This window comes from Humiphilus diazotrophicus (assembly GCF_059726315.1).
In genome coordinates this window covers 2,539,999-2,561,109 of the sequence record NZ_AP040870.1, presented here as the reverse complement: position 1 = coordinate 2,561,109, position 21,111 = coordinate 2,539,999, and the positions used below count along the sequence as shown (strand labels likewise).

10 protein-coding genes are annotated in these 21,111 nt (G+C 51.2%); 6 read left to right on the top strand and 4 right to left on the bottom strand.

All coding sequences use genetic code 11. The features are described 5' to 3' along the window. Window positions 1-70: 70 nt before the first annotated feature. Window positions 71-3,154, top strand: a complete 3,084-nt coding sequence (locus AC6I7T_RS11410) for a hypothetical protein (RefSeq protein ID WP_497793522.1) — start codon at window positions 71-73, stop codon at window positions 3,152-3,154. 100 nt (window positions 3,155-3,254) lie between these two features. Next, entirely contained in the window at window positions 3,255-7,013 is a 3,759-nt protein-coding gene (locus tag AC6I7T_RS11405) for a glycoside hydrolase family 3 N-terminal domain-containing protein (protein WP_497793521.1), read from the top strand. Window positions 7,014-7,030: 17 nt separating this feature from the next. Here AC6I7T_RS11405 and AC6I7T_RS11400 read toward each other — a convergent pair whose 3' ends face one another. Then, window positions 7,031-8,662, bottom strand: a complete 1,632-nt coding sequence (locus AC6I7T_RS11400; protein WP_497793520.1) for a tetratricopeptide repeat protein — start codon at window positions 8,660-8,662, stop codon at window positions 7,031-7,033. 281 nt (window positions 8,663-8,943) lie between these two features. Here AC6I7T_RS11400 and aceA point away from each other — a divergent pair, with 281 nt between their 5' ends. From aceA to AC6I7T_RS11385, 3 genes are all read left to right on the top strand, one after another. Further along, window positions 8,944-10,266: an isocitrate lyase gene (gene aceA / locus AC6I7T_RS11395; protein WP_497793519.1), complete on the top strand. Its 1,323-nt coding sequence runs from the start codon at window positions 8,944-8,946 to the stop codon at window positions 10,264-10,266. Between the two features lie 246 nt (window positions 10,267-10,512). Continuing rightward, window positions 10,513-12,096, top strand: coding sequence for a malate synthase A (gene aceB / locus AC6I7T_RS11390; RefSeq protein ID WP_497793518.1), 1,584 nt, complete (start codon window positions 10,513-10,515; stop codon window positions 12,094-12,096). A 510-nt stretch (window positions 12,097-12,606) separates the two neighbouring features. Next, window positions 12,607-13,587: an IS5 family transposase gene (locus tag AC6I7T_RS11385; protein ID WP_497793517.1), complete on the top strand. Its 981-nt coding sequence runs from the start codon at window positions 12,607-12,609 to the stop codon at window positions 13,585-13,587. 297 nt (window positions 13,588-13,884) lie between these two features. On the opposite strand, the gene AC6I7T_RS11380 is transcribed toward AC6I7T_RS11385, so the two are convergent. Both AC6I7T_RS11380 and AC6I7T_RS11375 read right to left on the bottom strand, forming a co-directional pair. Then, window positions 13,885-14,613 (bottom strand): LrgB family protein, encoded by a 729-nt coding sequence (locus AC6I7T_RS11380; RefSeq protein ID WP_497793516.1) that lies wholly within the window; start codon window positions 14,611-14,613, stop codon window positions 13,885-13,887. Window positions 14,614-14,616: 3 nt separating this feature from the next. Next, window positions 14,617-14,994 carry a CidA/LrgA family protein gene (locus AC6I7T_RS11375; protein WP_497793515.1) on the bottom strand — a complete coding sequence of 126 codons (378 nt, stop codon included), beginning with the start codon at window positions 14,992-14,994 and terminating at the stop codon, window positions 14,617-14,619. A gap of 344 nt (window positions 14,995-15,338) precedes the next feature. On the opposite strand from AC6I7T_RS11375, the gene AC6I7T_RS11370 reads away from it, so the two are divergent. Continuing rightward, window positions 15,339-16,946 carry a tetratricopeptide repeat protein gene (locus tag AC6I7T_RS11370; protein ID WP_497793514.1) on the top strand — a complete coding sequence of 536 codons (1,608 nt, stop codon included), beginning with the start codon at window positions 15,339-15,341 and terminating at the stop codon, window positions 16,944-16,946. A 71-nt stretch (window positions 16,947-17,017) separates the two neighbouring features. Here the strand turns inward: AC6I7T_RS11370 and AC6I7T_RS11365 are convergent, their stop codons facing one another. Beyond that, on the bottom strand, window positions 17,018-20,350 hold the full coding sequence (locus AC6I7T_RS11365) for an outer membrane beta-barrel protein (RefSeq protein WP_497793513.1): 3,333 nt from the start codon (window positions 20,348-20,350) through the stop codon (window positions 17,018-17,020). Window positions 20,351-21,111 lie beyond the last annotated feature (761 nt).

The following is a 21,111-nucleotide window of genomic DNA, read 5'->3' as shown; positions in this document are numbered from 1 at the left end:
GCGAGGACGCCACCACGACAGCCGGCCTGGAGACCGGCGGTACATTATCTCTGAAGAGGTTTACATGTGCTTGTTTTCTCGTAGATTTGTATTTACGAGTTTGATGGTTCTCTCGATCTTGACTACCCGGGCATTCGCAAAGAGTGTTGCGCTTTACGAGAGTGATATTCCTGCCATTGATGCACCACCAATCACCGCCGCTGTCTTACGAGATTCCTTCCCAGAGGTGCAGTTAGCTTCAGCAGCGGAATTGCCTGCTTCGCTGGAGGATGCGACAGTAGACCTCCTGATCCTGCCCTATGGCTCGGCCTTTCCTGAGCATGATTGGAACGCCATCTATCAATTCCTGCAGCACGGAGGCAATCTTCTCACCATCGGCGGCAGACCGTTTACTCGTCCGATATATCGTGATGGAGGTAAATGGAAGGTTCTGCCTGAGACCTATGCTTTTGCACGCCAGCTTCTGATCAACGATTACCAGCCAACTGCGGGTTCTTCTGGACTACAGCAGATTACGAATCTGGATGCAGTTCGCGCCGAGCTGCCGGGCTTCCAGTGGAAGCAAGCTTTCAGTCTTGTTGTCCGGCTCAGTAATGAAGAGACGGCAAATCGCGATGGAGCCAGCGGTACTCCCGATTCGCAGCTGAGCACTCTGGTGTGGGGCAAAAGGCAGAATCGTCTTCTCTCTGCTCCCGTAATACAAATCGATCACTATCGTCACAGCTTTGTCGGCGGGCGATGGATTATGTTGAACTGCGAACCTGCTGACGACTTCTATCGTAATGCTGCCAACCTGCTACGGGGTCTTGCTGAACAGGCGTCGCATGGTGCGGAGAATTTCCGTCTAATGCCCACGTATCCTCTTTTCCTGCCCGGCGAACCTTGGGTGTTCCAGCTTGAAATACAGGAATCGAGATGGCATCCACGTTTTCCTACACAGATAGATATTGCTGTTGAAAAAGATGGGAAGATCGAGAGCTCCAAGAAGTTTGACCTGGACGGGAAGCTCAATCCTCTTACTGCAGCGGTTTTGATGGATGCAGGGTCGGGACCGGGATTTCGGAGGGTGACGGCGCACTTGCTTTGCGGACAGGAGCCGTGCGGAATAACGCATACCGGTTTTTGGCTGCGTGATCGAAAGTATTTAAACGCCGGTCCCAAGGTTACGCTGGATCATGACTTCTTTCAGGTGAATGGGCGACAACTTCCGGTTGTTGGTACTACCTATATGGCTAGCGATGCACAACGCCTCTATTTTCGTTATCCCAATCCTTATGTCTGGGACCAGGACATGGAGCAGATTGCCGCTTCGGGATTGAATATGTTACGTAGCGGCTGGTGGACGGATTGGGATCAGATAACAGGGAATACCGGCATCATTACAGAGCGGACTGCCCGTACGATGGAAGCCTTCCTGATGACAGCTCGTAAACATGAACTACCTGTACAGTGGAACTTCTTTGCCTTCATGCCAGATGTTTTTGGAGGTGGCAATCCTTATCTGGATCCGGAAGCACTGCGGCGCGAGCAAGCATTTGTAACATCGGTCGTTTCCAGATTTAGAGATGTTCCATTCCTGATGTGGGATCTCATCAATGAGCCTAGCTTCGATAATCCCCGACGCTTTTGGAACACAAGACCAAATGGCGATGCCGAGGAGCAACGCCAGTGGAACGAATGGTTGCTGAAGCGTTATGGTTCTCGTGAGCAGGTTGAGTCGGCGTGGAAGACGGTTCTGACTCCCGGCGATATTTCTGTTCCCGCAGAACGAGACTTCTCTTTGCAGGGAGCAAATGATGGTACAACACCGCTGAGTGTTTACGATTTCGATCTGTTTACTCAGGATAAATTTGCAAATTGGACCAGAGTCTTGCGTACAGCGATTCGTGGAACAGGAAGCAACCAACTCGTTACGGTAGGACAGGATGAGGGCGGGGGGCTGACTTCTCCTGCTCCAGCCCACTTCGGTAGTGAGGTGGACTTTACCACGGTTCATACCTGGTGGCTCTACGATGGCATGTTATGGGATTCGCTGGCCGCCAAGCAAAAAGACCGTCCAATGTTAGTGCAGGAGACTGGTGTACAAAACGAATACGATGCCGACGGGCGGCCTCGCCGTACTCCGGAGAATGAAGCAGCGCTTGTCGAACGCAAAATAGGTATCGCGTTAGGAACGGGAGCCGGAGCCATCGAGTGGTTGTGGAATATTAATGCGTTGATGCGTTCTCAGCAGGAGGTAACAATCGGAGTAATTCGTCCCGACCGAACTGAAAGGCCGGAGAAGCAGGTGATGGAATCCTTTGCCCACTTTGCTGCAAATACCCGGGATCATTTCCGTCAGCCGAAGCTTGAGGATGTTGTGATTCTCACCTCTCAGGCATTGCAGTATTCTGCTATGAACGATATCGCGACGAATGCCCAGAACCGCGCTGTTCGTGTGATGAACTATCAATGCCATATACCGGCGAGGATGGTTGCAGAAAATAATGTTGAGGACATTCTGGGAAGCAAGTTGGTGGTGTTGCCCTCTCCACAGGCATTGCAGGAAAAGACCTGGCGTTCTCTGCTCGCCTATGTCGAACAAGGCGGCAACTTGCTTATTACCGGACCGGTTGAGCGCGATGAGCATTGGCAGAGACTCAATCGTTTACAGGAGCTTGGAGTCAGTGCCACCGCGGAATCGTTGAACTTCCGTGGCGCTGGAATAAATCTGGGAGGGGGGCGTATCGATGTTGGCTTCCCGCTAGGAATTCAGCAGCGTGCAGAGGCTCTGCGATTTGCAGATGCATCTACCTTCATCAAAATTTCACGAGGCAGGGGGAATATCTTTATCGTTGCCTATCCTGTCGAGTTGGCCGAGTCTCCTCAACCCACTTATGAAACGTACAAGACGGTTTTAGAAATACTAAAAATTGAGGCACCATTTGCGGGGCAGGATGGTTCCCCTACAGTCCTCATTCGTCCCGTAATATTCGCGGATTCGGTGCTGTACCTCTTCGTCTCCGAATCGACACAGAACGAAAACATAGATTTGCAGGACCGGATCACCGGCGCAAAGATAAGATTCAGGCTTTCGCCGCAACGCGCAAAACTAATCCTTTTGAGAAAGAGCGATGGAAAGGTGTTGGATACCTATGAACCTCCAACCTTCTAGAGCTGCTGTTAACCGAGTCGAGTTGAGAAAACGCTAAGGCCTCTACATGTATTTGATCATTTTTTGCTACTTATTGTTAGCAGCCTGGAAACGAGCTAATGTGCTTTTTGCGTCTGAACGATTAGGCGAGGTGCGTGGGTCGAGCATCTGCCGTATGGGGTGCAGTTCCGTATACCGTGTTCCAGGTAGTAAACGCTTTCGGGCTACAGCGCTGCTCATCCTAACTATGATTATGACTATTTCCGCTTCACGCATTGGGTGTGCGCAAGCGGTTTCTCCTGCGGAATCGGTTCCTCTCTATCGTCAGAGCAAGGCTCCGCTTGAGCAACGCGTCCAAGATCTGCTGGATCGTATGAGCCTTGAGGAGAAGGCCTATCAACTTGGGATTGTATCGCCAACTTCCATTCCAGCTGCATTGCTTAGTCAATCAGGGGCGAGCGATAAAAAAGATGTTCCATCCCGGACATCTTTTGGAATAGGGGCAATTACTCAAACAGATTCACAGGCGCTACGAACAAATCAAATTGGGGCATGGATTACAAAGCAGTCCCGGCTTGGTATTCCTCCGTTGGTGATTGATCCCGAGGAGAACAATGAATTGGGCATCTCCGGTATACCTCGCAGGATTGCCCCTATCAATCTCAGTGCGACTTGGAATATAGATCTAGCCAGGAAGGCAGGCGTCGCCTTTACCGAACAGCAGCGCAAGCTGGGAAAGAATACAGTCCTTTTCCCCTTCTTGGGGCTAGCCTCCGATCCACAAAAGTCTTCTATCGATCAAAGCTTTGGAGAGGAGCGTTGGTTAACCGGTCAGATCGGTCTTGCTTATGTCAGGGGATTGCAATGGGATTCAGGCAGGTTGGGACAATCCGTTGCTGCCGTTCCCAAATATCTTGCAGCAGAAGGAGTTCAAGAACAGGGACTGCGCTCCCTGCAGATTGGCGAGCGCGCTCTCCGCATGAACATCCTGAAGCCCTTTGAACTGATTGTTCGTCAGGGGGGGCCGCTGGGAATTATGACAGCTCCGGGAGAAATCGATGGTGTTCCCATCGATAGCAATTCCTGGCTTCTTAAGAACGTCCTTCGTGATGAGTGGAAGTTCGACGGAATTGTGATGGCTTCCCCAGGCTCTGTACGCCGTCTCCAGGAAGTTCAACGGGTCACGCTAGATGGCCGAGGCGCAGTATGTCTTGCGCTCAACTCCGGCGTCGATATGCAGTTCAGCGACTATGGGGATGGAGCGCTTGCGAGTTCTGTAATCGACTGCGTGCGGAATGGCGTTGTCTCCATGGGCACGCTTGATCGTGCTGTGGCGAACGTCCTACGAACCAAGTTCCGCTTGGGACTGTTTGACGAAGCAGCATCTCTTTCTGCGGCGAGCCTGGAAACCGCTTCTCCGGAAGCGAATATTGCGCTCGAGACGGCGATGCAGTCTGTCACCCTGCTTCGGAATCAGAACCAGCTGCTTCCTCTACCTCGGACTATCAAGCGAATCGAGGTAATTGAATCAGTTGACTGTTCCTCTTCTCCTTCGGGTAATAGTGCGACCTCATCCTCTGGCGGATTCGCAGAAAGGCTTCGCCAACTCTCTCCTGCAACAACCGTTGATTGCGATATAGAGGGCAAAGGCGAGACTCTTCTTCCCAATGTCAGGAGCGCCGATGCTGTTGTGTGGGTGGTTCAAGATACCTCTGAGGCGACGGATAACAGACAAGTCCTACAAACAAGACAGAATCTCCTGAAATTGGTTGCTGAAGCAAACCACAATACGATTCTTGTCTTGCGGGATAAGCGCTTGCCTGATCTGAGCTGGTTGGCAAAGAGCGTTCCTGCAATTCTCGAGACCTGGACAGGTGGACCGGAGATAGATCAGGCGGTAGCAGCAACCTTGTTTGGGGTGAATAATCCGTCGGGAAGATTGCCTATTACTATTCCGAACCTGGAGAGCGAGGCCAGTAAGAGTTCACAGGTACAGGAGAGTGCCCATAACAATAAGAAGATCGACGGTCTGTTTCCTCTTGGTTTCGGGCTGAGCTACACGACCTTCGATTATTCGGGGTTGACCGTTAAGGTTCCGGAGCCAGGAACGAAAGACGACCTGACTGTGTCAGTGACTGTAACCAATTCTGGAAAGATTGCTGGTGACGAAGTTGCACAGCTCTACATCCATCGCAATGTGAGTAGCGTGGAAACTCCGGACAGGGAACTGAAAGGTTTTCAGCGAGTCCACCTTCTCCCAGCAGAGAGCAAGACCGTGACTTTCAGGGTCCAACAGCAGGACCTTGCTATATGGAACCTGAAGCAGCAGTGGGCAGTCGAACCCGGTCCCTACACGGTGTTTGTAGGTCATTCCGCAAATGCGGAGTTGAACGCCAGCTTTACGCTGGGAATGCCGTCCTGGGCCCAATCCTTATCGACTGATGCGGATCGCTGGATCTCTGCTCCGATTCTCGAGACAAGTGGAGTTCCCGTTGCGGAGTTCTCAGAAGCTTATCAACTTGCCCTGCGAGTAATGGAGTATAACCTTCGGCACGGATTGCTTGAAGCTGGGGAGGGGTACGGTACCTGGACTCGGGATTCTTCCATCAACAGTTGGAATGCAGCGTCTTTGCTGATCCCTGAAATTGCCAAACGTACCCTTTGGCATGAAGTTGAGCTTACTTCGGACGGACCAATCGTTGGAGGACAGTACTGGGATAAGGTGATCTGGATTATTGCGGCCAATCACTATGTACAGGTAACAGGCGATATGGAGTTTCTGAAGAGCGCCTATGACGTTGCTCTGCGAACACTCTCGGTCATGCATACAAATCAGTATGATCCCAAAACTGGATTGTACCGGGGGCCTGCCGTGTATGGTGACGGCGTGGCAGCATATCCGGATCCGCCCTTTAACGATAAGCACGGAGATAATGTTCTGGACTATACCGAGGCCGCAGATCTGGAGGTGCTTAGCACAAATGTCGTCTACTATGGGGCGTATAGTGCAGCTGCTGTAATGGGGCATCGGTTGAATGTTGTTTCGACGGAAACGGCAAATCTTGAAAAGCAGGCAGCGGATCTTCGCGGGGCTATCCTGCATACGCTGTGGATTCCAGGCAAGAATCGCTTTGCCTACTTTCGCAGCGGCGATGGAAAGATCGATCTGACGCAAGAGGCGTTGGGTGAGGCGCTTGCTGTGCTATTCCGAATACCCGATGCAAAGCAAGCGCATCTGCTATTTGAGAATGCGTATGTTACGCCTTGGGGCGTCGCCTGCACTTGGGAGCCATATAGCAGATACCTGGATCCAACTCGCAAAACCTTTGGCCGGCATAATGGGACAATCTGGCCCTTCATTAATGGCTTCTGGGCAACAGCTGCAGCGTCGGTGGGCGAATCGTCAGTATTTGCGAAGGAATATCAGGCAGCTACGAAGCTGGCTTTGCGCTCGAAAGATTTTCGAGAGATTTATCATCCCTACAGCGGGGAGCCCTATGGCGGCCTACAGGTAAATAAGACCTGGGACTCTGTTCGCCACCAGACCTGGTCTGCAACCGGATATCTCCGGATGGTATATCTGGGGCTCTTTGGTATGCAATTCGGTCAGGAAGGTATTCGTCTGCGGCCAACTGTGCCTGTAAGCCTCGGCTTACGCTCTGTTGTCTTACATGGCCTGCACTATCGTCAGGCCGAACTGGACATTACCATCAACGGAAGTGGAGATAAAGTTCTTCGATTTGTTCTCGACGGCATTCTCCAAAAAGATCCCGTGATTCCTCCCTCTCTAACCGGGAAACACGATGTCCTGTTGACTTTGTCCAGTACGCAGAGCACACACCGCCCATCTAACTTGCGAGCGAGTCGCAGTGCCCGTTGAGTCAGGCTCTATATACTTCAGTCGCGTGAGAGAAAGCCTGCATTTCTCAGAATTCGTCGCACCTTCTTCGGCGAAATAGAAAGGGCTTCTGCAACTCGCGTGACCTTCTTCCCCTCTCGCATCCAAACCTTTGGGATGACAATTTCTGCAAACTCCTCCGTTACCTGCTGAAATGTCTTATCCCCCAGTAACCCCTCGGACCAGACGCGGAGTGTATCGTTGATTCCCGAGGCTCTCACGATCTGCGATTTGAGTGAGACGAGGTCATCGACCAGATGATCGTTTTCCGTTGGATCGATCAGGCTCGAAGCTTCGCTGGCACATCGCTTTGCCAGTTCCCAATCCTGAAAAAATTCGTTAGCAGCAGTCATTCCGCTGACGATATAAGATCCGGCCAAGAGCCGCCGATTCTGTGTGTGTTGTGCGAGCGATAGAGCTTCTTCGCAGAACTGCTTTGCTTTGTTGGCATGAACAGCGGTGTCGATATCTTCCCCTACCTGCTCTTCTACCCTTACGTTTTCGGTGACAGCCTGTAGGATTCTAGCTCTTGCCATCAGAATCGGATCGCCTCTCTCTGCTCCGACTTGATAAGCCTCGCAGGCTTCACTGGCAGCTTTATCGATGTCGCCACTATCGAGATGGATGTAACCGGCATTGAACAGTACCGCGCCGATTCCGCTAGCGTGACCATGTATCTCATAAATCTCTCTGGCTTGTTTCAGCTGGTCGATGGCCTCATTGGATATTTCGAGATAGCGTGCACGCAAGGCGGAGTGATCGATGGAACGTGTTTTCATGTCATGGGCGGAACCGTTTCGTTCCGGCTGACGTGCCCGGGCATCGATCTTCTTTCTCAATTGCAAAGCCAGCAAACGTTTCACATAGGCAGAGTTCACCAGTGCGCGGGCGAGATTCCGGTGGTGCGAATTACTCTTCGAGTAGATTGCAATCGCCCGGTCGAAGTGCTCCAGTGCCTTTGTATATTCTCCCGCTCGGCGTACGATCCGTCCGCGAGCAGATTCGATATTGCCAAGCGCCAGGTAATGATCTGTTGTTTTCAGCACTGCTTCAGCATGTGCCAGCAGATGCATGGCTTCTTTGCAGAGTCCCTTCTGGAAGAGCAGCCAGCTTTCCTGAATCTGGATGACTGCGGTTAGCTTGCCCTCCCCATGCTGCTTCTGTGCAAATTCCCGCGCCCGGACGATATCATCGAGTGCTATCTTGTACTCGCCTTTTTTGCGATGGGCGCGGGCCTTCCAGAAGTAAGCTATGGCAAGCAATTCGTTATCTTCCAACTCCTGTTCGGCTTTTACAACGAACTCCAGGATCCCGATAGCAGTGTCCACATCCTCAACAGAAAGCGCGCGAAAGGCCTCGACCATCCGAATACGAAGATAGTCATCGAAGGGTAGCTTGCTGCATTGTTTCTTCGGAAATTGAAGGAGCAGGGAATCAAGCAAAGAGTGATCTTTGTAGCCCACATCAACCCATTGAGCGACGAGCAGCAACATACGGGGCGCGAAGGGTGTTGTTGGTTCCATCGTTACCAGATCGGCTGCTGCCCGATCCAGCATCGACATACCTTCTGCCACATGGCGCTGCTTAAGTGCACGACCTAACTCTGCGACAAGGTGCTCGTTGAGAGCCATCTTCCAACCACCTCTAGCTCGGTGGTTCAATCCGGTCGATCGGGAGTCCTCTTGGACAGGTGGCGTGGGTTCTACGGCGAAGGGATACATGGGGACTCCTCACACGAATTGAATCACGACAGGAAGTATTACTACATATCGTGCAGATTATTACGCCAAGAATGAAAAGTCGTCCACTCGTCCGAAATGGATCACCCCATCTTGCCGGTCTATGCGTAGCTGGCCATGATGCACATCAGAGTCGATTAGGGTCAGAGTCTGACTAACTGAGGAGCAGGGAGATGAGTGATAAACCGGTTTCGAGCATTAACGGCTGGAATACTTCACGTTGGGAAGGAATAACCCGTACCTACACGCACGAAGATGTCGAGCGCCTGCGTGGGACGGTTCGCATTGAGTACTCGCTTGCCCGTGCCGGCGCGGAGAAGTTCTGGCGATTACTCCACGAAGAGAGCTATATCCCGGCACTGGGCGCGCTAACTGGAAATCAGGCCGTGGAGATGGCCCAGGCAGGTCTTAAAGCCATTTACCTTAGCGGTTGGCAGGTTGCAGCCGATGCCAACTTGGGTGGGCAGATGTATCCGGATCAGAGTCTCTATCCGGCTAACAGTGTGCCAAACGTCGTTCGTTCCATCAATAATTCGCTGATGCGGGCCGACCAGATAGCTCATTCGGAAGGGCATAATTCGGTCGATTGGATGCTGCCCATTGTCGCCGATGCCGAGGCAGGCTTTGGCGGCGTTCTAAACGCCTTTGAGCTAATGAAGGGAATGATTGAGGCCGGGGCCGCAGCGGTCCACTTCGAAGATCAACTCTCCTCGGCCAAGAAGTGCGGCCACATGGGAGGTAAGGTCCTGGTTCCCACACGCGAAGCTGTCCAAAAACTAATTGCCGCCCGTTTGGCAGCCGATACTTTAGGTGTTCCAACTGTGCTGATTGCACGTACGGATGCGAATGCCGCCCAATTGATTACGTCAAATTGCGATTCCACGGACGAGCCATTCTTGACCGGTAGCCGGACAATCGAGGGTTTCTACACCTTCAGGGGTGGTCTGGATGCAGCCATTTCGCGAGGTCTTGCCTATGCCCCGTATGCCGACATGATCTGGTGCGAAACGTCAGAGCCGAATATCGAAGAAGCCAGAAGATTTGCAGAGGCAATTCACAATGAGTTTCCGGGTAAGCTGTTGGCCTACAATTGCTCGCCTTCTTTCCATTGGAAATCAAAGCTGAATGCCTGGGAGATCTCACAATTCCAGCGGGAACTGGCAGAGATGGGTTACCGCTTCCAATTTGTCACTCTGGCAGGATTCCATGCCCTGAACCTTTCCATATTTGAACTCGCTTCTCAATATGCCAAGTCGGGGATGTCGGCCTATGCCAATCTTCAGCAACACGAATTTGAGATGGCTGAAAAGTATGGCTATTCGGCTGTCAAACATCAGCGCTTCGTCGGCACCGGCTATTTCGATGAGTTGGCTACCGTAATTGCTTCCGGACAGACCTCGATTCGCAGCCTTCCCGGTTCCACGGAAGAAGAACAGTTTGAGGACGCCTCTGTTGGGCAGAATGGCAATATCCCGACGATGGCGACCTCTGCATAAATGTGCGGACGATATCGACTAGTTCTACGGTCGAAATTGGGAAGTAAAGTTTGGAGGGCACAGCTTCAGCCGTGCCCCTCCCGGATCAGCCGCAATTGCAGTGCTAAGACGTTTCCCGCAAAGGTGCAGATCGACGCCACAAAAGCTTACATAGGTTTTCTGCCAAGCAAAGCTGCACCTGCGGGGCGTCAAAAGTTCACCGCATTAAGAAAATGCGCAAATCCCTATTTCAGAAACGAGATTGATATGAATATGGCTGTATTGCAGATACCGCACTCCTTCTCGAAAGCTGAAGGAGAAATCTTAACTTCGGATGCAGTGGAATTCCTGTACGCACTGGATCGCCGCTTCGATGCGCGCAGACGCAATTTGCTGAAGGAGCGGGAGCGGCGGCAGTGGGAGTTCGATCACGGTCAGTTACCAGCTTTCCGGAAAGATACGCTTTCTATCCGCGAGGCAGAGTGGAAGGTCGCTCCAATTCCTGAAGATCTTTTGGATAGGCGGGTGGAGATCACTGGGCCCGTGGAGCGAAAGATGGTAATCAATGCACTGAACTCCGGTGCAAATGTATTCATGGCCGACTTTGAAGATGCAAATGCTCCGACCTGGGATAACTGCGTCGAAGGGCAACGCAATCTTCGCGATGCGAATCTTCGTACCATCAGCTATCGTTCCACGGAAGGGAAACAGTATGAACTTGGTACGAGTCCAGCGGTCCTCTTTGTGCGGCCTCGTGGCTGGCATATGGAAGAGAAGCATTTCCCCGTCAAAGGGGCGTCTATTTCAGCGTCGCTCTTCGATTTTGGACTTTACTTCTTTCACAATTTCCAGATTCTCCTTGATCGCGGTACAGCGCCCTATTTCTATCTACCAAAACTGGAGAGTCATCAAGAAGCACGGCTCTGGAACGATGTGTTTGTCTTTGCACAGGAATACGTTGGCATTTCCAAGGGAACTATACGCGCGACCGTCTTGATCGAAACCATTACGGCAGCTTTCGAGATGGACGAAATCTTGTACGAACTGCGCGATCATTCTGCAGGCCTTAATTGCGGCCGCTGGGACTATATCTTCAGCTTCATTAAGAAGTTCAGGAACCATCCCGATTACACATTACCCGAGCGTGGAGATGTCACGATGCTACAGCCATTTCTTCGCTCCTATGTCGAGTTGCTTATTCATACGTGCCATAAACGGGGAATCCATGCCATGGGCGGAATGGCAGCTCAAATCCCAATTCGTAACGATGCACAAGCGAATGAGAAGGCGCTGGAAAGCGTTCGCCAGGATAAATTACGGGAGGTACGTGCCGGACACGATGGTACGTGGGTGGCGCATCCTGGCTTGATTCCTGTGGCTCGTGCTGTATTTGATGAGCATATGAAAGGGAAAAATCAGATTCGCATGCCAGAGAACTCTCGCTCTCCTATCACGGAAGCAAATCTCCTTGAACTTCCAAAGGGGCGAATCACACGAGCCGGATTCCGCCGCAATATCGACGTTGCCCTGCAATACATTGAGTCATGGCTGCGTGGAAATGGCTGTGTGCCCATCTATAATCTGATGGAAGATGCGGCTACAGCGGAGATTTCTCGTGCTCAGCTCTGGCAGTGGATTCGTTATGGAGCACGCTTTGACGACGGGCAAACAATTACTTATGAGTTGTATGCCCGGACCCTATCCGAGGTACTCCAGGATATTAAGAATTCAATCGGCACTGAAGCATATGGTGCTACAAAGTTCAATCGAGCTTCAGAGCTGCTGACAAAGCTGTGCACTGAGGATTTTCAAGAGTTTCTCACCACTTCTGCTTATAGCGATTTTGCGTAATCGTGACAGCCAGGAGCTGTGATTGTTCCACCACTGACTAGTTACACAGAGGCGGTATGACTTCAGTCATATCGTCTCTAGAGTTTGTACATTCTCAGAGCTGATAATTGCAGAAAATCTCGAATATGACCAGAATTTTAGAAGCGAATTGGCCCTTGTGTTGTGTCAGGGTAGGCCTTCAGGCCTACCGAAAGCTGTCTTCTTTTGTGGGGTGAAACATTCTCGGTAACGAATGTTAAAGAAAGGTGCAAAAGCATTGAACCTATACCGATCCACTCGTTTTGTCATTGCTTCCTAACCTCCAAGACTACCCGGTAGAGTCTTGCAACTGTTCGCATCGCCCCACCTCCCGCTGCATCTGTTACCGAGAATGTCTATCAAAAGAATTACTGCGGCTGGACTGAAGTCCAGCCCTGACACAAACCAATATCGCAGCTTCTAGGGAACCTCTGAAAAACTAGCCGAACCAGGAATGGAGCGGATAAAGTGAAAGAGGGGAGAAGATCACGGATGCAACAGATGACATTGGCCCATCAAGCAGAGTTCCAACGTTATGCGAAGAAGACACGGCGGGAACAGTTTCTGGAAGAGATGGAGGCGGCGATGCCATGGAGCGAACTGCTGAGACTGGTTGCACCGTATTATTCGAAGGGAGAACAAGGGCGCAAACCTGTGGGTCTTGGGATCATGCTGCGGGTCTACTTTTTGCAGCAGTGGTTTGCTCTGTCGGATCCAGCAGTGGAAGACGCGCTCTATGAATCGGCAGTGATGCGCCGCTTCGCCGGAATTGATCTGGGCCGAGCGCCGGCGCCGGATGAAACCACGATTCTCAACTTCCGCCACTTATTGGAAGCCCATCAACTGTGCGGGCAGATGCTGGATACGGTGAACCTGTATCTGGAGAGCAAAGGCATTCGTATCAGCACCGGCACCATCGTGGATGCGACGATTATTCACGCACCGACCTCGACGAAGAACGAGAAGAAAGAGCGCGATCCGGAGATGCATCAGACCAAGAAGGGAAATCAGTGGTACTTCGGAATCAAAGCCCATATCGGGGTGGATGCGAAAGCGGGCATCGTGCATTCGCTTTGTACGACAGCGGCTTCGGTCTCCGATGTGCATATGCTGGGGGACTTATTGCACGGGGAGGAGAAGAAAGTCTGGGGAGACGCGGGCTATCAAGGACAGAGCGATAAGATTCACCAAGCCGCACCGGGAGCACAAGACATGACCTCGCGGCGGGTGAAAACCAAGGCGGGTGTGGACGAAGAGCAAAAGCGCAGGAATCGGAGCAAATCGCGGGTGCGAGCCAAGGTAGAATGGCCCTTCCGTATCCTCAAACGTATCTTCGGCTTGGTGAAAGTTCGTTATCGTGGCTTAAAGAAGAACCACGAATGGTTGTGTGCTGCCTTTGCCCTGGTCAATCTTTATCAGAACCGTAAACGGTTGGCGAAGATCAACCAGCGGCTTGCCCCTCAAGGGGCGTAGTGTGTCCACTGGAGGTCTTGTGCACCTCCAGTGAACAAAAACGAGAAGAGGAATCACCGCAGAAAACGCTGCTTTGGGTTGGTTATGTTAAAAACTTAGCCCGCTACTTAATAACTCAATGTTTTTCAGAGGTTCCCTAGACTGTTTCCCGAGGTTATCCCCTTGATTGCTCCTCAAAACGTAGAAGGGGCAGGTCGCTAACCCTGGCTACTCTCTCTCAAATGTAGAAACTCTAGACAGAGCCGGTGTAACTTCAGTCACGCCGCCATTTGTATGCTGATACGGGTCGATATTGTTCTAGAAGCGAAGCTTCTCAATATGTACTAGCAGCGGTACAAGTAGCGCTGTTACGAATCCATTGATGCCAAGAGCCAAACCGGCAAAGCCTCCAGCCATTTCGCTTAATTGAAAAGCTCGCGCCGTTCCTATACCACTTCCTGCCGTTCCTGCCGCAAGGCCGAAGGCCGGCCAATCCTTTCCATGTATCTGCCTAAGCAGATGATCAACCGTAGCTGCCACTAAGATTCCAGCAAGGATCGCAAATGTTGCAGTTAGTGACGGTTCCCCTCCTATACCCTGTGCAATACCGATTGCGATTGGAGTCGTCGCTGCTTTGGGTGCCATGGAATGAGCAACTAACCCGCTTCCATGGCATAACCGTACGATCCAGAGGCCCAGTGCTGCCGATGCAAACGAGCCCGCAGCAATGGCTGGAACAACACTGAAAAGCCGGTTACGCATCTTTCGCAGACTTGCCGCGAGTGGAATGGCTAGACCCACGGTAACCGGCCCAAGGCAAAGGTGAATCAGCTTTGCTCCAGAGAAATATTGTTCATAAGAGATCTTCGTAAGATGCAGGACGGCGGCAATCAGAATGATCGCGATCAAGACCGGATTGGCAGCGGGATGTCCACGAAGGCTTCGTTGAATTCTGAGCGCGAGCCAGTATGCGCCTATTGTTAACGGCAGGCCGAACAGAACTCTTCCCAGGTATTCGCCTAAAGATACAAAAAGTAGGTGATCCATGAATTAATGCGAACTCCCGATACGAGTTTGATGCGAATGCCTCATGAGTGTGTCGAGAATCTGCATAACCCATGCGGTTACAAATAGGCTGACAACCGTCGAACCGATGAGAGCGGCAGAGATCGGAATCCAGTTCGACTTGATTTCCCCTGCTTTGATGATGATTCCGCAGCCTGCAGGGACGAAAAACAAAGCCATCTGCGATGTGCAGAACCGGGCGAAATTTTGTACTTTCGGTCGAATAATCGCTGGCCGTATAAGAAGAAGGCCAGTGAGTAAGAAAAGACCGATGAGGGAACCCGGGAAGGGGATGGCCAACTGCTTTTGAATAAACTCTCCGAGCAGATCGAATCCAATTAACAAGAGGCATGCGCCTATCATGTGCGAGACCTTCCTCTTTGTGGTGGGCAGTGTTATCGCCCCGACAATTACTACACTAAGATGATGTCTGCTGCTAGTGGATTGGAAAATTCTTTAGCGAATACTTGCTGGCCCGCAGGCGTCGAAGAAAGCCGAAACAAGGTTCCTGAGATGGGATAAGTGTAGCACCGAAAATATCTTTGTGATGTTCCCAAATGGTACTTGGGCCGAGATAAAGAGACAATCTCAATGCAACAATTAGCCTCCAGCTGCTCATTCTTTCTATTCGAGAGAGAGCTCTTGCATAGTATTCTTTCGATAGACATCGAAAGGGCTCCTGTTTGCAGGAGCGAGAGTCGTCAGTCATGTTTTACCTTCGGTCTTTACCTTTAGTTATCTTCTGCGCCGGACTTCAGGTCTCTACCTTGTCAGCAGCTCAGTCCGACCAATTGCCGGAACAAACCGAGGAATTACTTTCCAAAGCTGCTCATGCTGAAGACAGAGGAATGTTCATCGACGCGCTTGGGGAATATGAAGCCGCATCCCGGCTTACTCCAGGTCAGGCTGGTATCTTCCTCCGCATGGGACTGCTCAAGGGCAAGAGTGGGGACTTTGAAGGGGCAAAAAATGCCTTTGCTCATGCAATTGAGCTTGATCCTAAGCTAGCTGAAGCACATTACGATTTAGGGCTGGCACTCCTGGGCGGATCGAAACAGGTTCCATTGTGGAAAGAAGCGCTCGAGCACTTCAACGCTGCTCGTACGTTGCGCCACAGCTATGCTGAAGCCACCAATATGGCGGGAGTATGTTTGCTCGAAACGGGCAATCCCACCCAGGCTGCAGAACTATTTAGGGAGGCACTCAAAAGCAAAACCAATGCAGCTGGTATGCACTTCAACTTGGGAAGAGCGCTTGAAGCACTGGATCAGAAGGACGAAGCGCTAAAAGAATATACCGAGGCTGCTAATAAACGCCAGCCCTATCCGGAGGCAGAGCTGGTTATTGGAAATCTGCTCTATGCTCAAGCAAATTACCCACAAGCGGCAACACATTTGACAATATCTTTGGCGGCCAATCCCGAGCAACAGGAAGCACACTACAAACTTTCGAAAACGCTGCGAGCTTTGGGAAAGACGCGCGAGGCCCAATCAGAGTTGAAGGTAGCCTCCTCTTTAATACAATCCAAATCGGATGCGGTCATGTCGACGCACTTGAGCAACGAAAGCTTGAATCACGCCAAGAGCGGCGATATTGCCGGAGGAATTCAACTGCTCCGTAAAGCACTCTGGCTCGATCCGACAAATGCGATTGCAAACTATAACCTGGGGCTCCTTCTTGCGGACACGGGCAACTTTGAGGCTGCAATGCTGGAGATGCGCAAGGCTATCTCGCTTGCCCCTGCCAAGGCAGAATTTTACGCATCTTTGGCTGAGATCCAGGCAAAAGCGGGAAACAACGCAGACGCAGAACAGGCACTCACGCAGGCGATTAAATTGAATCCCACCGATCAGGGACTAGCATCACGTCTGAGTGCTCTTAAGGCGGCTGCCTCTGAGCATGCGCATTCCGGATCGCTTGCGGAACCATCATCTCCCTATGGAGCGGCTTCAGATTCTGCCGATGGTCATATGACGTTTGCCCGCGAGTTGAGTCAGGAAGGGGACTTGTTGGGGGCAGTAGGAGAATTGCTGCGAGCCGCAGCATTACGCCCGGATCGTAGCGATATAAGGATGAATTTAGCTGTCGCCAGGGCTCAGCTTGGACAAGCAGACGCGGCGGAGATGGATTTCAGAAAGGCTTTGCTGCAGGCGCCATCCAATGCCGATGCGCATGTAGCATTAGGATCTCTGCTGCTGAGTAAATCCCGCAATAGCGAGGCAGCTGATGAGTTTCGTCAGGCGCTGGCGCTACAACCTTCGGATGCAAAGGCAGCCCAACTCTTGAAGTTGAGTGGTATAGAACAACATCCGTAGAGTGGTGTGGCTTGTCCATGAAAAAGGGCCTGCGATATATATCGCAGGCCCTTTTCATTGTTGAGGTGTAACTAGAAGCGGAATGTCCCTGCGAACTGCAGGCGACGAGGAGCTCCAGTTGTGTCGGTGATCTTGCCGAAGTTCGAATCCTTCAGTGTGGCATTAGGATTCGCGAGATTCGGATGGTTGAAGACATTGAAGGCCTCTGAACGGAGTTCCAACGTGTAGCGCTCCAGGAAGGTGAATTCCCGGAAGAGCGAAAAGTCCACGTTGGTATAACGAGGTCCGCGCAAGCTATTTCTGCCAGCATTGCCATAGGTGTATCGATTAGGCATCGAAAATGCTGCAGTGTTGAACCACTGATTGATGGTTCGAGGACCTTTGGTGGAGCCCGAGACATTCGGCCGCTGCATGCTGGTGCTGCCGACGTTGGCGTTGTCGATGCTGATGCGTGGAGTAAATGGCGTGCCGCTACGAGTAGCCAACATCCCATTTACTTTCCAGCCACCAAACACCAACGAAGGCATTCCTTGCGTAGCGAAGGCTTTGCCCTTTCCAAATGGCAGGGCATATACAGCTGCAGCCGTTAGCACGACTGGAACATCGACATCGTCTACGCTTCGATTGGAACGAAGATCATAGGGATTCTGGATGTTGCAAGCTTCCCAATAATCCGCGCAGCCTACGTTGATATTTTTCGACCATGTCAGGGCCGTGGTGATTGTTAGACCATTCGAGTAGCTCTTCTGGTACTGGGCCTGGAGAGCGTTATAGTTCATGTGCCCGACACTCGAAATCGTGTTGAACTGAGACATGTTCGAGAACGGGAGCGTCTTTGTTGGTCCTGGGGTCGTTGAACGATTCGATGGTACTTGAATCGGTGAACGAGCTGTCGAGGATCCAACATAAGATAGTTTACCTGCGCCAAATCTGCCGAATTGATGTTGAACCAGCAGATTCCACTGCCACGAGTAAGCATTCTTCCATTGCGTGTCGAGGAATCCTCCACCACTGCGGAAAGGAGTAGAGGGCATATCGGTTGTCAAACCGACGAATGGGTTTTGTGCGGTTGCACCTGGGGTGATTCCTGCAGTGTTAAGTCCGTTGACGTTCTGTGATGCACCGGAAGGCCATGCTCCGCGTGCGTTTTGTGCCGCCTGCAGAGCTCCGGACCAGTTGTCGAAAGTGACACCCGCACCGGCGTTGATGACGGTGTTAGGAGTGATCCCATATGAGATGCCCAAACGTGGCGAGAAATTAGTGTAGCTGGGATGGGTAATCTGATTACGATCAAGAACAACGACACCTGCAGGTAGTAGTCCCTTAGGCATGTCCTTGTTGTTGCGGGCAATATACCAGTTACCTGTGTGGATATCGAAACCGGAGAAGCGATTGTCGTTCTCGCCAACGGGGGTTGTATTATCCCAACGGATACCGTAGTTGATCGTCATGTGGTGATGAAGCTTCCACGTGTCCTGAACATATACACTGCTAATGGTCGAGTACAGATTGACACCGGAATTGCCCAATTGCCTCCCCGCACCATTTGGCAAGCCAAGCAACATACTGGCCAACTCGTCACCATCTTTACTCTTGCAGTTATTGTTAGAATCCAATTCGCCGCAAGGGTTCCATGTGGCTTCTGTACCAAAGGACTCGTCGTTGCCCGCCCAGTTGGTATACATCCAAGTGTGATAGTAGGCAGCACCAAAACTCAATGCGTGAGCTCCGGACTGCTTGTTCACAGAAGCAGAGATCTGGTATAGGTGTTGCGGTCCAATCGGTCCCCAACCACCATTCAGACTGAAGTAGTTGTTGAGATTAAGAGAAGGCAACTCAGGAACTTTGATACCACCAGGATAAGCGGTAAAGCCCGCGCTTAATCCAGAAGCCTGAAAGACCGATGCCGCATTTGGCATTCCAAATTCTTGCGGGTGATTCACACTGTTATAACCGCCGGTGATCTGAGCGACCAGAGTCGGAGAGAAGGTATGCACCCAGGTGCCACCAGCATTAGTTCCTTCAAAGCCTGACTTCCAAGGGTTTAGCGGCAGAGCAGCCGGAGACATATTGGTGTTTTTGCTGTGGCTATAGCGACCGTAAACTAAATCAGATGGCTTGACGTTATAGTCGATACGGATGCTGTATTGGTTCTGATCATTTGTGGCTTTTGCGGTATTGATGAGATTAAATCCGGTCCCATTCGGATCGGTGTAATTCGGAGATGGGACATAGGCCTTTAGTACCGCAAGCATTCCCTGATTCAGACGAGTGGATGGAATCTTGTTTCCCGAGAAGGGTTGGGTCGTATTCGTAGCCGGATTGTAGGTCAGAGGATCGTAGATCGTTTTGGAGAGAGAGCTAAAATCGCCGGACAATTGAGCTGCAGTCGGCACCTTTGCCTTTGGAGACCCAGAAGCATCTCTTTGACGATAGCCGTCATAGAAACCGAAGAAGAACAATTTGTTGTGCAGGATCGGCCCACTTACAGTTCCACCAAACTGATTCTGCAGATAGAACGGATTTTGGCTGCCAAAACGTTTCTTAGCTGCAATATTGTTGTCGCGGAAAAACTCGTAGGCGCTTCCGTGGAAGGTGTTGGCTCCCCCTTTGGTAACCAGGTTGACAGTTCCACCTGTTGATCCACCAAATTGAGCCTGATCGGTGTGTGTCTGCTCTTGGAACTCCTGAATTGCATCGATTGATGGGCTGATCGAGAGCGAGCTGAAGAACGGGTCCGTAGCATATAGGCCATCAACGTAGAACAGGTTACTTCGTCCAGTCTGTCCGTTGATCGACGGCGTTACGTTCGATTGGGATGAACCTATATCGGAAAGTCCTGACTGCGAGACACTAACCGGAACTGTACCCGGAGCTAATTGCAAAAGTTGAATGAACTGACGTCCATTCAGTGGCAAATCAGCGATCACTCGATTATTGATAACGGTGCCTAAGCCAGAGGTCTCAGTCTGAAGTTCGGGAGCTTCGGCAGTCACGGCAATCGACTCGCTTGCTGAGCCGACGGTCAAAGTGAAGGGCAGACTGACAATCTGGTTGACCTGTAGCGTCACAGTTTGGGAAATTGTCTGGTATCCACCTTTGGTAATGCTTACCTTGTAGTCTCCAGGCTGCAGGAACGGGACGTTGTAAAGGCCAGCCTCGTTAGAAACGGTCTCGCGGACAATTCCCGTTGCGGTCTGCAAAACGGATACGTTTGCCCCTTGCACGACCGCCCCCGAAGTGTCTTTTACCGAACCGGAGAGGGTCGCCGAGTTAATTTGGGCAAACGCGGTGGCGGATTGCAGGATAAACATGACAGCCAATACCGTCACGCATTTATGAGCGAGTCTGAAGACTCTCAGAATCTGAGGAGAAATTTTCATCATTTCGAGAATGGTTTGCATCTCTTGTTCTCCCAAAAACTGCCTCCAAAGCAGTCTTGTTATGCGGTGTTTCAATGTTTGGTTCAGGTAGCTCGCTACAGCATTGCAGCGAAGCCACCTGCCCCAGCCTCCCCTGCGCATTTCTAACTATTGCTATGTTTTGTCCTTCATGGATCATGAGCCTACGTGTGTCCGGTGCGGACAAAACCCCTGAAAAACACGTTGAAGTAAACGCTTACTTTCTTTTGGGGAAATGATTACAACGCGATCGATTATTTGTTGTCAATGCAAAAAAGAAGGCTTCGCACCTTACGAATTGATACAGTTACAAATTCAATTTGGCTTACTGGAATTGCCTATTTCAAATACTTTGAAAGCACTGAGCTAACAGAGAGCACTGAAGCTGCACATAGCTCCTATTTGTTCGTTTTCTATAAATCTTGTTTTTCACTTGTCCTTTCACGTTGCTGTATTGGCCTTTCTAGTCTTTGTGGTGGCAGTTTTGCCTTGTTTTTCACCTTGTCGGGCCACCTCGCCGAGTGAAAAACACGAACAAAACGCGAATACTGGCGATTCACGAGTCTCCATGTTGGGGATGGATTCCCGAATGTGGAAGATATGTGAGGCGCATTGGAAGCCGACTTCCGGTATTTCGACTCTCCGGAGAGATCCCGGAACGAGCGTGAGATAGGCGAGGCATAGCAAACAGGAGTTGCTGCTGGAGGAATCGTGCAGGAAGACATTCTTATCGGAACGTAGAAATGAGTTCTGCAGAAAATCAA